This is a genomic window from Micromonospora cabrerizensis, assembly GCF_022230955.1.
In the GTDB taxonomy this organism is placed as follows: domain Bacteria; phylum Actinomycetota; class Actinomycetes; order Mycobacteriales; family Micromonosporaceae; genus Micromonospora; species Micromonospora cabrerizensis.
This window is the reverse complement of sequence record NZ_JAKKFI010000103.1, coordinates 15203-29747: the sequence shown is the minus strand read 5'-3', so window position 1 is coordinate 29747 and position 14545 is coordinate 15203. Positions and strand designations below refer to the sequence as shown.

The following is a 14545-nucleotide window of genomic DNA, read 5'->3' as shown; positions in this document are numbered from 1 at the left end:
TCGGGACGAGGCCACCATTGTTTCGCGCGCCGCGCCGACCGGTCCGGTCGGGGTCACCGTCCGTGCGTGTCGCCGGCCGCCGCCGAGCGGGGAGTCGGGGTACGCGAGTGGCCCGCCGGCGGCACCAACCGGTAGATCGCCCGCTCCCCGTCGTCGTGCCCGTACTTCTGGTCGAAGTGCCGTCTCACGGCGTCGGCCGGCGTGTGGTCCCCGTCGGCGGGCTCGGCCAGCGCGAACACCGCGGGAGACGCCCCGGGTGCGCGGGGCGGGAGCATGGCTCGCACGGTCAGCGGCCCGGTGACCCGGAACCCGCGGCAGTCGACGTAGTGCTGCCCGTCCACCGTCACGTACGGCACGCGCACCTCGACCACGTCGGAGTCGTCGTGGCGCAGCGTGACCACGACCGACCAGTACCGCTCCAGGTTCAGGGTGGCCTGCTCGTGCTCCCACAACTCCTCGAACCGGGCGTGCACGAAACCGCCCCAGGGGCTGTCCATGTCCACCTCCAGTTGGGGCACGTTGAACGACAGCTTCCCGATCGGGAAGAACGAGATCAGCGCCCGCCCGTCCCACTGGTAGAGCTGGATCGACGGGGACGCGTCGTAGAGCCGGACCTGCAGGCGTTGCCGTAGCCGGGAGTCGAGGGCGTCGGTGAAGGCGGCCAGGTGGCGCAGGTTGGTGCGGATCTGCCGGGGCACGTCCACCCGCTGCCGTTCCAGCTCCTCGGAGCGCTGCTGGGCGGCGGTGCAGTCCGGGTCGAGCAGGAGCAACTGCACCTGGGCGCCGTTGCCGAGTGCGGCTCGGATCGCGGTCAGGGTCTCCTCGCGGTGCCGCTGCTCCAGCAGGATCGTCCAGGTGTCGAGGATGCGCACCCGGCGTGCGGAGCGGTGCAGCCGGGCCACGAACGCCTGCTGGTCGAAGCGCAGGTGCTCCTGCACGCGCGCCTTGCGGGCCTCCTCGAACAGCGGGTCGAAGATGACGTACGAGATGGCCGCGAGCACCACGCTGGCACCGAGGTTGAGCAGCAGGTCGCTGAGGAAGCCGGTGCTGCGCCACGCGCCCACCAGCATGACGACGGCGACCCCGAGCAGTGCACCACCGACGACGAAGGCGCGTCGTTGCCGCCCGCCCCGAACAGCCCACCCGGGCATCCGGTCCCCTTCCGTCGTCGGCCGGCCCGCCGCCGCCCACAAATCACCAGAATGCGGAGGATACGTGCCCGCTTTGCCGCTCGCTGCCCCGTTCGGGGCCGGCGGTTTCGCCGACCGGACCGTCACCACCGCTCCTAGGGTGACGGTAACGGCAGCGTGCGACTACGGAGAGTGGGCTCGGATGAACGAGAGTGAGCGCGAGCAGGCGCTGCTGACCGCCCTGACCACCGAGCACTTCGCCCTGGAAACGGCCCGCTCCGGCACCATCGCCGAGTCCACCGGTCGGGCCACCATCTACCTGTCCGTCCTGTCGGCCGCCCTGATCGGGCTGGGCTTCGTGGCCAGCAACGACAAACTGGTCCGGCCCTACCTGGGCGCGGTGCTGCCAACCCTGGTGGTCATCGGGCTGCTGACCTTCCTGCGGCTGGTCGAGACGACCGTGGAGAACGCGTTGGACCTGTGGAGGATCCAGCGCATCCGCGCGTACTACCACCACCGGTTCGCCGGCCAGCACGACTTCTTCGCCGACGCCGTGACGGACGAGGGCACGATGCGGGCGGCCTGGTCCCTGGTGGGCATCGAGCGTGGGCGGTGGGAGTTCCTGCTCACCACGGCGGCGCTGGTCGGCGCGGTCAACGCGTTGCTGGTCGGGCTCGGGGTCACCCTGCTGGCCGGCCTGGCCGGGGCCGGGCACACCCTCGCGATCCCGGCCGGGGTGGTGGTCGCGCTGGCGGCGTTCGCCGCGCAGTTCCTCTACATCCTGCGCACGGCCGCTGCCGAGCGGAAGTGACCGCCGCTCAGACCGAACGCCAGTCGTCGCTGGTCAACGCGTCGGCCTGCGGACCCATCAGCAGCATGCCGCCGTCGACCGGCCAGGACGCCCCGGTGACGTAGCTGGCGGCGGGGGAGGCGAGGAACGCGACCACGGCGGCGACCTCGCGGGCGTCCCCCGGTCGCCCCACCGGTACGCCGGGCCGGTCCTGGGTGTACGGGTCGACGTCCTCCAAGCCCGTCATCGGCGTGGCGATCTCACCCGGGGCGACCGCGTTGACGGTGATCCCATCGGCGGCCAGCTCCTGTGCCATCACCCGGGTCAGCAGACCCAGCCCACCCTTGGCGGCGCAGTACGCGGCGGAGCCCACCCGGGGCGCGTGCTCGTGCACGCTGGTGATGTTGACGATCCGCCCTCCGGTGCCGGCGGCCCGCATCCGTCGCGCGGCCCGTTGCGCGCACAGGAACGGCGCGTCCAGGTCGACGGCGAGCACCTCGCGCCACTGCTCCCATCCGGTGTCGACGAACGGCGTCGAGGCGCCGATGCCGGCGTTGTTGACCAGCACCCCCATGCCGCCGAGCCGATCGGCCAGCTCGTCCACCACCGCCGCCGCCTCCGGCAGTCGGGTCAGGTCCACCTCGGCCACCTCGCAGCGGCGACCGGTGGCGCGGACCTCGGTGGCGGTCCGTTCGGCGCCGTCGGGGTCGCCGTACCAGGTGATGCCGATGTCGAAGCCGGCCTCGGCCAGCGCGACCGCGCAGGCCTTGCCGATGCCGGAGTCCGCACCGGTGACCACGGCGATCCTCGGGTAGTTCGCGTAGCGCTGGGGCATGGGGTTCGCACTACCCCGAGCGGGCCGGCCCAATCGCAGCGTCGGTACGGCCCGGACGCGCCCTCGGGGTCATCCCGGACCGCGCCCGGAAAGCCAGCCGTTTCGGTGGCCGCCACTCCAATAAGAAGACAAGCTACATGTAGTGACTCTTCAGGAGGTGGTTCCTGTGCCTACTCGACGACGACGCGTGGTCCGGGTGCTCATCGGCGTCGTGGTCGGCGTGCTCGTGCTCGGCGGCGGCCTCGCCGTCGGCGCCTGGACGCTGACCCGCCCCACCGACACCGTCGGCGAGGTGACCTTCGCCAACCCGCTGGCGGTGCCGCCTCTGGCCCCGTCCCGCCTGGACGACCGAGGCCGGCGGGTCTTCGACCTGGTCGCCCAGCAGGGCCGGCGTGACTTCGGTGGCGACGGACGGATGACAGCCACCGCGGGCTTCGGCGGTGACTTCCTCGGCCCGACGCTGCGTGCCAAGCGGGGCGAGCAGGTGCGGGTGAACGTCGTCAACATGTTGGGCGAGGAAACCAACGTGCACTGGCACGGTATGCACCTGCCGGCCCGGATGGACGGCGGCCCGCACCAGATGGTCCGCCCGGGTGCCACCTGGTCACCCACCTGGCAGGTGGACCAGCCGGCCGCCACCCTCTGGTATCACCCGCACCCGCACGGGGCCACCGAGGACCAGGTCTACCGGGGTCTGGCGGGCATGTTCCTCCTGGACGACGACCGGGAGGCGGCGCTGCCGCTGCCGCGCACCTACGGGGTGGACGACGTGCCGGTGATCGTTCAGGACCGCAGCTTCTCCGGCAGCGGCCAGTTCGACAAGACCCGCAACGCCTTCGCCGGCATCGGCGTGCTCGGCGACACCCTGCTGGTCAACGGCACCGTCGGCCCCTACCTGGACGTACGCACCGAGCGGGTCCGACTGCGACTGCTCAACGCGTCCACCGCGCGGACGTACGACTTCGGGCTCTCCGACGACCGCCCGTTCGCGCTCGTCGGCACGGACGGGGGGCTGCTGGCCCGGACCACCCGGCTGACCCGGGTACGACTCTCGCCCGGGGAACGGGCGGAGATCGTGGTGGATGTCCGGCCGGGTGAACGACCGACCCTGCGCAGCACACCGCCCGACCTGGGCATCGGCGGGTTGTCCCGGCGTTCGGCGGGCGGCGCGGACCGGTTCGACGTGCTGCAACTGCGCGCCGCCGACACCCTCGCTCCCGCCCCGCCGGTGCCCGACGAACTGGTGCCGACGGACCGGCTGGACCCGGGCGCCGCGGCCACCACCCGCCGACTGGAGTTTCGCGGGCGGGGCATCAACGGCCAGTCGATGCGGATGGACCGGATCGACTTCGCCGCCACCCGGGACAGCACCGAGGTCTGGGAGGTGACCAACGCAGACGGCACCCCGCACAACTTCCACGTCCACGACGTGCAGTTCCAACTGCTCTCGGTGGACGGCGCCCCGCCACCGCCCGAGCTGGGCGGATGGAAGGACACCATCTTCCTGCCGCCGCACCGGCCGATGAGGATCGTGCTGCGGTTCACCGACCACAGTGACCCGAACCTGCCCTACATGTACCACTGCCACCTGCTCTGGCACGAGGACAGCGGGATGATGGGGCAGTTCGTCGTGGTCGACCCGGGGCAGGCGCCCGGTCGGCCGCCCGCGCACGCCGACCACGGTGACCATGACTGATCCAGCTCCGACGGCGTACCGTCGCCGGATGCGGATCACCCGATTCACGCACGCCTGTGTCCGCGTCGAGCACGACGGCGGGGTCCTGGTGATCGACCCGGGGACGTGGAGCGAGCCACGCGCCCTGGTCGGCGCGGACGCCGTCCTGGTCACCCACGAGCACACCGACCACGTGGACGTCCTGCGCCTCGCCGGCCTGGGCGTCCCGGTGTACGCCCCCGAGGGTGCCCGACTGCCCGACATCGCGCCGCTGCCGGTGACGCGGGTCCGCGCCGGGCAACGCTTCACCGCGGCCGGCATCGAGGTCAGCGCCCACGGCGGCCGGCACGCCACCATCCACGAGGGTCAACCGGACTGCCCCAACCTCGGCTACCTGGTCGGTGCCGGGCTCTACCACCCCGGCGACTCCCTGCACGTGCCGGACGAGCCGGTGCACACCCTGCTCGTCCCGGCCCAGGGGTCGTGGCTGCGGCTCGACGAGGCGATCCGGTTCGCCGCCGCCGTGGGCGCGGAGGCCGCGTACCCGATCCACGACGCGCAGCTCAACGAACGCGGCCTGGCCAGCGTCGCCGGCTGGTTCACCGAGACGATCCCCGGCTACCGCCACCTCGCCCCCGGCGACACCGCCTGACCCCTGCCGTCGCGCTCGTCGCCCCCATCGGGCGGAGCCCGGGGGTGGCTACGGGGAACACACCGGCGGCGTCGACCGTGTCGACCGCGCTCATATCTGATGTGCTCAATGTCACGGTAGCTTCGTCGCGCGCCGACGCCCCTGTCGGCGCTGCCGAGGAGCGCCCATGTCCACACCGCTGAAAGCCGCCACCACCCTTCTCGCCGTCCTCCTGCTGGCCCTGACCACCGCGGCGCCCGCCCAGGCCGCGACCCCGTCGACCAGGCCCCCGGTCGCCGGGTCACTGGGCACCTACAACGTCTCCGGCGTCTACGTCGCCGGTGTCTCCTCCGGTGGCTACATGGCCACCCAACTGCACGTCGCCTACTCGTCGCGCATCCGCGGCGCGGCCGTGTTCGCCGCCGGCCCGTACTACTGCTCCCAGAACACCGTCGCGCAGGCGCTCAACGGTTGCGGCAACAACGCGTACCCGACGAATCTGGCCGCCCTCCAGGCGTACACCCGGACGTGGGCGTCGTACGGCTGGGTCGACCCGGTCGGCAACCTGTCCGGCGATCCGGTGTACGTGTTCCACGGCGGCAACGACACCACCGTCAAGAAGTCCGTCACCGACGACCTGGTCCGGTACTACCAGCACTTCGGGGCCAGCGTGCAATACGACAGCGGCTCCGCAGCCGGTCACTCCTGGGTCACCCCGTACGGCACGCTCGGGTGCACGGCGACCGCGTCGCCCTACCTCAACGACTGCGGCACCGACCCGCAGAACGCCCTGCTGCGCAAACTGCTCGGCGGGGTGAGCGCACCGAACACCGGCGCGCTCGGCGGCACGCTCATCCGCTTCGCGCAGAACACCTTCGCGGTCAACGGCTGGGCCAACGGGTTGAGCATGGACGCCAACGGCTACGCCTACGTGCCGTCGGCCTGCGCGGCCGGCCAGTCGTGCCGGTTGCTGGTCGCCCTGCACGGCTGCGTCCAGGCCTCCGGCGCGGTGGGCACGGCCTTCGTCGACCGGGCCAACCTCAACCAGTACGCCGACACCAACAACCTGATCGTCCTCTACCCGCAGGCGAGCACCAGCCTCAGCAACCCGAACGGCTGCTGGGACTGGTGGGGCTACCTGGGCGCGACCAACTTCCCGATCAAGGGCGGCGCGCAGGTGGAGACCATCATGAACATGGTCCGCCGGTTGGACGGCTGACCGGCCCGAGGGCGGGGCGGGCCCACTCCGGGCCCGCCCCGCCTCAGCGTGGGCCCGCCCCGCCTCAGCGTGGGCCCGCCCCGCCTCAGCGTGGGCCCGCCCCGCCTCAGCGTGGGCCCGCCCCGCCTCAGCCCAGGAACAGTTGGACGAGGACCAGCACGGCGAGCAGCGCAGGCCCGCGAGACCCCTGACGCATCAGGTCGACCGGGATCATCCCGAACGGGGTGTTGACCGTCGCGCCGCCGTAGTTGATCGGCGGGCGGGTGCCGGCCCGGAACGCGGCGAGCACCACCCCGACCGCCAGCGTCGGTGCGAGCCACGCCGGCCCGGGGTCGACCGTCGGAAGGGTCAGCAACCACCACAGGCCCGCGCCGATCGCCGGCACCACCACGTGGATCCCCCGCAGCAGGGCGTCGCTGCCCCCGAGCGCGCGGCGCAGCCCGGGTGAGCGGCTGATCGACCGCAGGCCACCCGTCAGCCGGTCGGCGGCGAGGTAGGCGAACACCACCTGCGTGGCCCCGGCCAGCCCGGGCAGGGCGAGCGCGGCAGCGTACTGCACTCCGATCAGGGCGGCCCAGATCAGCACGGCGCTCGGGTGCCGGCGCAACCGGCGTACGTCGGCCTGGAGCAGCGCCCACCAGGCGGGGCCGGGCAGGAACCGGCTGCTGCGAACCCGGCCGATCCGGCGCCAGCGCCGGCTCTCCACCAGGCCGGCGAGCAGACTCGGGTCCAGCAGGATCATGGCCGTGGAGGCGGCATTGGCGAACTGGGCGCCGGTGGTCAGCGTGGCCCGGTCGACCCGGGGCAACGCGCGGACCGCGAGGATCGTGCCCAAGCCCACGAGGGGCAGCGCGGCGGCGAACAACGCGACCCTCGGCGTCGCCGCCGGCCGGGGCAGCCCGTCGCCGAGGCGACCGACGAGCACCACCAGGGCGGTGATGGCGGCTGCCGCCCCCATCGGCACCGCACCGGCCAGGGTCGGCCACCGCCGGCCCGCCCGGCTGCTCTGTGCGACGACGCTGAGCGCCAGCGCGGCCGCGCCCCACCCCGCGCCGGCCCCGGCGGCCCAGCCCAGCGCGGCCAGGTCGGTGACACCGCCGAGCGCCGCCACGGCCGCCCCGAGCGCCGCGGTGCCGGCCGCGGCCCCCAGCAGCAGCAGGACGAAGCGCGGTGCCAGCCAGGCCCGCCGGTCCACCGGTGCGCTGGTCGCCCAGCTCTGCGTGGCCGGGGTGACCAGCAGCGGCCCGAGCGCGCGCAGACCACGCCAGGCCAGCCCGGCGCCGGCCAGCAGCGCGGCGACCGCCAACCACCACCGCACCCCCGGCTCGGCCCGCCCCACCGTGGGAGAGTCCAGCAGGTCGCGGCTCGCGCTGATCGCGAACCAGCCGTACATGCCCACGAACAGGACCATCACGTACGCGTCACCCAGCACGTCGCCGAGGGAGTGGTCGTGGTGCCGGCTGCGCGCCTTGCGCAGGTGTGTCCGCAGCTGCCGGGCGGTGGGCACCCCGGCCGGCGCGTCGGCGATCGTGGCCGGCGGGGCGGTCACCGGCCGATCTCGATGCGCTCGTCGACCACCGCGTCGATCAACTCCGGGTCGTGCGAGGCCAGCAGCACGGCCGTCCCGGCTTCGCGTTCCCGCAGCAGCCGCTCGGCGAGCCACTGCCGCCCACGGACGTCCAACCGCTGCTCGGGCTCGTCCAGGATCAGCACCCGGCGCGGCCGGACGAAACACGAGGCCAACGCCAACCGGCGGCGCTGCCCGCTGGACAGGGTCACCGGCAGCTGGTCGCGGGCCGGCTCCAGACCCAGCTCGGCGAGGACCTCCTCGACCGGCTCGGCGTCACCCCCGTGGGCGTACGCCACCAGCTCCAGGTGCTCGACCACGGACAGGTCGGGAAAGAAGTCGATGTCGTCCAGGGCTGCCGCCACCAGCGCCCGCACCTGCGGGTCGGTCTCGTCGGCCCGGCGGCCCTGCACCAGCACCTCGCCCGCGTCCGGTCGGTCCGCGCCGACGACACAGCGCAGCAGGGTGGTCTTGCCGCTGCCGTTGGGGCCCAGCACCACCGCGATCCGCCCCGGCGCGAGCGTGAAGCTCACCTCGTCGAGCACGACCAGGTTGCCGAAGTTGCGACTGAGTCCCCGTACCGAGAGCGCGTCCACGATCACAGAGTCTCCCAGAGCCGTGCCACCGACCAACCCGAGCGACCTACGTCACGCGATCCGTGGCGTCGGCCTCGAGTCGGGCGTCGGCGGCGGCCAGCCCCTGATCGTCGGCGACCTCCTCGGCGACCGCCGCCGCGTCCGCCCAGTGCCGCCGCGCGTCGGCCTGGTCGCCCAGCGCGGCGGCAGCGTCGCCCAGGTAGAGCAGGGTGCGCGCCAGCCCCGCCGTGGGCCGCGCCTCCTCGCGCAGCCGCCGGCTCTCGGCCAGCATCTCGTACGCCGTGTGCGCCTGCCCCGGGGTGCTGCTCAGCAGCGTCGCCCCGGCGTTGAGCAGCGCCGTCGCCCGGCTGGTCGGGTCGTTGACCGACTCGTACTCGCGCAGTGCGGCCCGCCACGCCTGCGCGGCGTCCAGGTGCTCGCCGAGCGCCGCGTGCACCAGCACCAGGTTGGTCAGCGCCGCCGCGTACCCGCGAGCGTCACCCACCGACCGGAACGCGTTCGCCGCCCGCACCAGGTGGTGGTGCGCGATGTCCAACTCACCCCGGGCGAGCTGCGCCGCGCCCAGGCCCAGGTCGGTGAGGGCGTGCCCGGCGCGGTCGGCCCCCGAGCGGTGCCGACGCGACATCTCCAGGTGCTCCACCGCGTCGTCGAGCTGCCCCAGGTCGAAGAGCGCCAGGCCCAGGTTCATCCGGGCCTGGGCGGTGCCCCGGCGACCGCGTTCGTTGACCGCGAGGGTGAGCGCGGCCGCCGCACCGTGCGGGTCGTGCCGGCGACGGCGCAGCACACCCAGCTCGTTGTGCGCCCACCCGGCGATCTCCGGTCGGTCGTCGGCCGTGGGGGTGGCCAGCACGGTGCGACAGACCTGCTCCCACTCGTCGAGCCGCTCGGCGTACGCCAGCCAGCCGCACAGCGCCACGGCCAGCCGGAACCACCAGCGGCGCACCCGGCGGGGCAGTGTCTCGGCCGCGCCGGCCGGCACCCGCACCACCGCCAGCAGCAGCTCCTGGTGCAGGTCGAACCAGCCGTACGGGTCGTCGTCCAGTGGCAGCGACCACTCCCGGTCCGGTGGGGTGCCGAGCACCGCCAGGTTGGCCGCGTGTCGTTCGGCTCGGCGGGCCAGGTGCCGCGTCAGTCGGGCCTGCGCGGCGACCCGGGCCCGGGCCGGGTCCGCGTCCCGCAGGTGCAGCCGGGCGCTGGCGGCCAGCAGCGGGCGGATCTCGTACCGGTCGCCGGGCGCGCCGACCACGAACGCCGCGGCGGCCAACTGGTCGAGCAGCGCGGTCACCCGCTCGGGGTGCCGCCCGGCCAGCGCGGCGATGGTCGGCCGGTCCACCGGGGCGGGGATCAGCGACATCACCCTGTACAACCGGCGGGCCCCGCGGGTCAACGCCCGGTACGCGGTGTCCCGCTCGGTGATCAGGCGTGCGGCCGGCGAGACGGTCAGCCGCTGGTGTGGCGGCGTCTGCACGGCGCGGCGCAGCGCGTCCAGCACGTCGGAGTGCCGCCAGCCGTGTTGTGCGGTGCGGTAACCGAGCGCACGGACGGTGCGTGGCTGCCGGCCGCACAGGTCGACGATCTCGCGGACCTCCGGGTCGGTGCGGGGGTCGGCACGGCGAACCCGGGCGGCGGGGGCGGCCCCACCGGCGGTGGCGAACAGCTCGACCGCCTCGGAGGTGCCCGGCTCGGCGATCCAGTGCGCGACCACACCCTTGAGCCCCACCAGCGCCGGGCCGCCGGCCAGCAGCAGCCGGCAGGTGCGCGCGGTGGGTGGCAGCAGTGGCCAGACCTGGTCGGGCCGGTCGACGTTGTCCAGCACCAGCAGGATCCTGCGGCCGTCGAGCTGGCCGCGCAGCGCGTCGGCGGCGGCGGCGAGCGCGTCCGGCCGGCCGGAGACCGGCGGGGCGGTGCCCAGGATCCGGGCCAGTGCGGTGAGCACCTGCCGGGCCGAGTGAGCGCGACCGCGCCGCCGCAGGTCGAGGTAGTACTGCCCGTCGGGGAAGTCCTCCCGGCACAGGTTCGCGGCCTGCACCGCGCACGCGGAGGTGCCCACCGCGCGTCGGCCCAGGACGGCCACCGCGTGCTCGCTGGCGAGCAGCCCGAGCACCGCCTCGACATGGTCCTCGCGGCCGGTGAACTCGGCCGTGTAGGGCAGGGTGGGCGCGCCGGTGGCCGGCGCGGTGAGCACATCCGTCGGTTCGGGGTCGACCTCCCGGTCGGCCCGGCGGCGGCGCACCTCGTAGACCACGAAGCCGACGATGCCCCCGGCGGCGAGGGCGATGCTCGTCGGCCCGAGCACGCTGGCCGCCAGCTCGGAGAGCAGGTCGCTGGCGAGGTTGCTGACCAGGTTGGCGAGGACGCCGCTGACCACGCCGCCGATCGCGATCAACGCCGGCCAGCGCGGGCTGCGGCGGCCACCGCCCGGCCTGGTCAGCGGACACCTCCGGAGACGAGCCCGGCGACCAGGTGTCGCCGCGACAGCACAATGAGCACCACCGGGAGCACCGAGGCGAGCACCGAACTGGCGGCCAGCGCGCCGCTGTTGCTCACGAAGCTGCGGGTCTGCTCGGCCAGGAACGGGCCGAGCGGCGACGCCCCCGGCCCGCTGAACAGCCGACCCACCACCAGGTCGTTCCAGACCTGGACGAACTCCAGCACGGAGACCGCCACCACCGCCGACAGGTTGTGCCGCGCCAACCGGCGCAGGGTGTGCCACCACCGCCGCCCGCCCAGCCGGGCGTCGCGCACCTGCTCGACCGGCAGGTCGGCGAACGCGTTGCGCAGCACCAGCACCGCGAACGGCACACCCAGCGCGATGTGCACCAGGGCCAGGCCCTGAGCCGTGCCGGAGGAGAGCACCAGGCCCAGCACCTCGTTGACCGGCCCGGCGATGACCTGGATCGGCACGACGCTGGCCGCCAGCAGCACCAGCCCGGTGGCCTGCGCGGCCGGCCCGGTCAACCAGGCCAACGGGTACGCGGCCAGCAGCGCGACCACCAGCACCGTGGCGGTCACCGCGGTGGCCAGGAGCAGCGTGAAGCCCAGCGTGTGCCACAGCTCCGTGCCGGTGACCACGGTGCGGTAGGACTCGGCGTTCGGCGGCGCCGACCACCAGCCGCGCGCGGCGGCGTCCACCCGGCCGTGTGCCGACGTGGCGACCAGCACTCCCAGCGGCACCAACCAGGCGACCGCCGCGCCCGCCGCGAGCAGCCGGAACACCCGCCGGGGCGGGGCGACGGGACTGGGCTCCGGTGCCTTCTCTGCGGGCGGTGGGGGCCAGGCCTGTCGGACGAAGAGCGCGGCCACCATGATCCCGCCGACGACCGCCACCAACCACACGACGCCGAGCGCGGCGCCGTCGCCGGTGGTGGTGCCGCCCGAGGTCTGCCAGATGCGCAGCGCGAGCACGGAGGCCTCGTCGCGGACCGAGCCGGGGGTCATCACGAGGATCAGGTCGAACGTGCGGCTCGTGCCGACCGCCACCAACGCGAAGACCACCGCGGTCGTGCGCAGCAGCAGTGGCCGCCACTGCGCGTCCCACAGGACGTGTCGTCGCCCCCCGCCGTAGGCGCGCACCGCGTCGGCGAGACTCGACGGCACCGCGTCCAGCGCGGACCGGAAGACCAGCACGGCCAACCCCACCCAGGCCCAGACGAACGCCGACATCAACGCCACGGTGACCAGCCCCGGCCCGAGCAGCTGCGGCGCGTCGTCGTACGGGCGGCCGGTCAGTCGGGCCGCGAGCAGGGTGGCCAGCCCCCGGGTCGGGTCCGGGTCGTACATCAGCCGGAAGGTGACCCCGGTGACGACCAGCGGCAGCGCCACCGGCACCAGGAGGATCAACCGGACCAGCCCGCCCTCCTGGGAGCGGCGGGAGGCGGCGGCGAGCAGATAGCCCAGGGCCGTCACCACCGCCGGCACCAGCAGCGCCCAGAGGAAGGTCCGGCCGACCACCGCGCCGGTGCCCGGGGCGGCCAGCGCGGTCTGGAAGTGTTCCGCACCGACCCAGCGGCCGTCGGTGGTGACGCTGGCGTGGATGGTCCGCAGCACCGGCCACAGCACGAGCCCACCGAGCAGCACCGCGGCCGGCAGCAACAGCGCGGAGGTCGCCCCCGCCGCCGGATATGCCCGGCCGCGCCGGGGCGGCCCGACGTCGTCGAGCACCGCCAGCTCGCCGAGGACACGCACCTGGCTCATCGGCCGCCACCCGCGCTGCGCGCCGCCGAGGCGAGCTCACCGGTGGCGCGCCGGATCGCCTCGCCGGCGCCGACGCCGTCGGTGACGTCGGCGAAGAAGCCCTGCATGATCCGCCAGATGCCGACCCCGTCCGAGCCGGTGAACGCGCCGGGCAGCTGGTCGGAGAGGTCGAAACGCAGCGTGCCGGGCGCCTGCATCTCCCGGGCGAGCTGCTGGCCGACCTGGTCGGTGTAGCTGCTGATCGGGACGTTGGTGTTGGGCGAGAGGTAGCCGCCGGCGCGCAGCCACGGCCGGAACGAGTCGGCCCTGGTGAGCCACTCGACCAGCTCGACCCCACCCCGGGCGCCGGTGAACGCCACCGCGGCGTCGCCGCCGACGATCAGCGGGCCGCCGCCCGGCCGGGCGCCCGGGAACGGGAACGTGGTCGGTGCCTCCGGGCCACGCTGGAACGGGCCGACGACGTCGGCGGTGAAGTCGGCCCCGAAGAGCATCACCGCACGCCGGGTGTGCACCACCTGGATCACCGACTCCTCGTACTGGGTGAGCAGGGCCCGACGCCCACCACCGAGGAACGCGCCGTCGACGCTCCACAGCTCGGCGAGCCGGCCCAGCGCGTCGCGTACCGGCTGTGCCCGCCAGTCGGCCTTCGGGCGGGCGAGGATGTTGTAGCCCTCGGGCGCCACGTCGGCCAGCACGTTCTCGAACCAGTCGGTCAGCACCCACCCGTCCGCCGCGCCGACGGCCAGGGGTGCCGGGCCGCCGTCGCGCCGGGCGGCAGCGCCGAGCCGGCGGGTGAGCGCGACCAGCTCGTCCCAGTTGGCCGGCTGCTCGGACAGCATCGACGGCAGGTGCCAGACGAGCGACTTGTGTGCCGCCTTCACCCAGACGCCGTAGCGCCGGCCCTCGGCGGTCAGCAACTCGCCCAGCCCGTCGGGCACCGCGTACTCGCTGGAGGGGCGCACCGGGCTCAGCCAACCGCGCTGCGCGTACTCGGTGACCAGGCCGGGGCGCGGCAGGATGGCCACGTCCGGGCTGGTGCCGGCGAGGTGTCGGGCCCGCAGGAACGCGTCGATGTCGTTGCCGGCGCTGACCACCTGCACATCGCCGGGATAGTGGGCGACGACGTCGCGGAACCGGTCCAGCTCGCTGGTGCTCCAGACCACCGCGACCTGCACCGACCGGGTCCCGCCCGAGCAGCCGGCGGCCAGGGCCGTGGCACTCGCGGCGGCGGCCCGCAGCAGGGCGCGGCGACCCAGCCGGACGCTGGGCGTCATCGGGTGGCCTCGCTCGGCTCGGTGACCAGCTCGTGGCGCACCGGGATCTCGGCGAGGGTGGCCGGGTCGGCGGTGCAGACCAGCACCGCCACCCCGGGGGAGTCCGGTGGGGAGAGCCGGGGCATCAGGTCACCGAGTCGGCTGTCGCCGGCCGACCCGGCCGGCAGGTCGATGACGAGCACCTCGGGCAGGCACACCGCCGCCCGGGCGAGCGCCACCCGGAACCGCTGGGCCGCGTTGATCTGGTGCGGCAGCAGGGTGAGGGAGAACGCCAGCTCGAGGCGCTCGACCACGGTGGCCGTCCAGTCGTCGGCCACCTCGTGCACCCGCTCACGTTTGCGCTGGCCGTACTCGATGTTGCGGCGCACGGTGAGCTGGGGGAGCAGCGCGCCACCGGCGGGCACGTAGCCGATCTGCCGGCGCGGTGGCGGCAGGACGGTGACGTCCCGGTCGCCGACCAGGACGCGACCGGTCACCGGGGCGGCGAGCCCGGCGAGCACCCGGGCGACCGCCGTGCCGAACCGGGGCGGCGCCACCAGGGCGGCGAGCGTGCCGGCGGGGACGTCGAGGGTCACCGGCCCGGTGCCGGGCACGGCGACCAGTGCGCGTAGCCGTAACGTGACCCTCACCTCCG

Annotated in this window: 12 protein-coding genes; 4 read left to right on the top strand and 8 right to left on the bottom strand. The window is 74.3% G+C overall.

The window, feature by feature from the left end:
- Nucleotides 1-53 precede the first annotated feature (53 nt).
- On the bottom strand, nucleotides 54-1151 hold the full coding sequence (locus tag LADH09A_RS27450; RefSeq protein WP_238648544.1) for a DUF5919 domain-containing protein: 1098 nt from the start codon (nucleotides 1149-1151) through the stop codon (nucleotides 54-56).
- Nucleotides 1152-1332: 181 nt separating this feature from the next.
- Between LADH09A_RS27450 and LADH09A_RS27445 the strand changes: the two genes are divergently transcribed.
- Nucleotides 1333-1941: a hypothetical protein gene (locus LADH09A_RS27445; protein WP_238648543.1), complete on the top strand. Its 609-nt coding sequence runs from the start codon at nucleotides 1333-1335 to the stop codon at nucleotides 1939-1941.
- A gap of 7 nt (nucleotides 1942-1948) precedes the next feature.
- Here LADH09A_RS27445 and LADH09A_RS27440 read toward each other — a convergent pair whose 3' ends face one another.
- Complete coding sequence (locus LADH09A_RS27440) at nucleotides 1949-2755, bottom strand: SDR family oxidoreductase (protein WP_238648542.1); 807 nt, start codon at nucleotides 2753-2755, stop codon at nucleotides 1949-1951.
- A gap of 166 nt (nucleotides 2756-2921) precedes the next feature.
- On the opposite strand from LADH09A_RS27440, the gene LADH09A_RS27435 reads away from it, so the two are divergent.
- The 3 genes from LADH09A_RS27435 to LADH09A_RS27425 all read left to right on the top strand — a co-directional run bounded on the left by LADH09A_RS27435 (nucleotide 2922) and on the right by LADH09A_RS27425 (nucleotide 6280).
- Complete coding sequence (locus LADH09A_RS27435) at nucleotides 2922-4451, top strand: multicopper oxidase family protein (protein WP_238648541.1); 1530 nt, start codon at nucleotides 2922-2924, stop codon at nucleotides 4449-4451.
- A 28-nt stretch (nucleotides 4452-4479) separates the two neighbouring features.
- Nucleotides 4480-5082 (top strand): MBL fold metallo-hydrolase, encoded by a 603-nt coding sequence (locus tag LADH09A_RS27430; protein ID WP_238648540.1) that lies wholly within the window; start codon nucleotides 4480-4482, stop codon nucleotides 5080-5082.
- A gap of 166 nt (nucleotides 5083-5248) precedes the next feature.
- Complete coding sequence (locus LADH09A_RS27425) at nucleotides 5249-6280, top strand: extracellular catalytic domain type 2 short-chain-length polyhydroxyalkanoate depolymerase (protein ID WP_238648539.1); 1032 nt, start codon at nucleotides 5249-5251, stop codon at nucleotides 6278-6280.
- Between the two features lie 127 nt (nucleotides 6281-6407).
- Here the strand turns inward: LADH09A_RS27425 and LADH09A_RS27420 are convergent, their stop codons facing one another.
- Genes LADH09A_RS27420 through LADH09A_RS27395 form a run of 6 tightly spaced genes read right to left on the bottom strand, consistent with a single transcriptional unit; the run spans nucleotide 6408 to nucleotide 14540 of the window.
- On the bottom strand, nucleotides 6408-7829 hold the full coding sequence (locus tag LADH09A_RS27420; protein WP_238648538.1) for a DUF6297 family protein: 1422 nt from the start codon (nucleotides 7827-7829) through the stop codon (nucleotides 6408-6410).
- Nucleotides 7826-8443: an ABC transporter ATP-binding protein gene (locus LADH09A_RS27415; protein ID WP_238648537.1), complete on the bottom strand. Its 618-nt coding sequence runs from the start codon at nucleotides 8441-8443 to the stop codon at nucleotides 7826-7828. The genes LADH09A_RS27420 and LADH09A_RS27415 overlap by 4 nt, the downstream gene beginning before the upstream one ends.
- Before the next feature lie 46 nt (nucleotides 8444-8489).
- Nucleotides 8490-10829 (bottom strand): tetratricopeptide repeat protein, encoded by a 2340-nt coding sequence (locus LADH09A_RS27410; protein ID WP_238648535.1) that lies wholly within the window; start codon nucleotides 10827-10829, stop codon nucleotides 8490-8492.
- A 41-nt stretch (nucleotides 10830-10870) separates the two neighbouring features.
- Complete coding sequence (locus tag LADH09A_RS27405; RefSeq protein WP_238648533.1) at nucleotides 10871-12637, bottom strand: ABC transporter permease; 1767 nt, start codon at nucleotides 12635-12637, stop codon at nucleotides 10871-10873.
- On the bottom strand, nucleotides 12634-13911 hold the full coding sequence (locus LADH09A_RS27400) for an extracellular solute-binding protein (protein WP_238648532.1): 1278 nt from the start codon (nucleotides 13909-13911) through the stop codon (nucleotides 12634-12636). Before LADH09A_RS27400 ends, LADH09A_RS27405 begins: the two co-directional genes overlap by 4 nt.
- The gene (locus LADH09A_RS27395; protein ID WP_238648531.1) at nucleotides 13908-14540 is read right to left on the bottom strand and encodes an ATP-binding cassette domain-containing protein; all 633 of its coding nucleotides are present in this window, start codon (nucleotides 14538-14540) and stop codon (nucleotides 13908-13910) included. The genes LADH09A_RS27400 and LADH09A_RS27395 overlap by 4 nt, the downstream gene beginning before the upstream one ends.
- Nucleotides 14541-14545 lie beyond the last annotated feature (5 nt).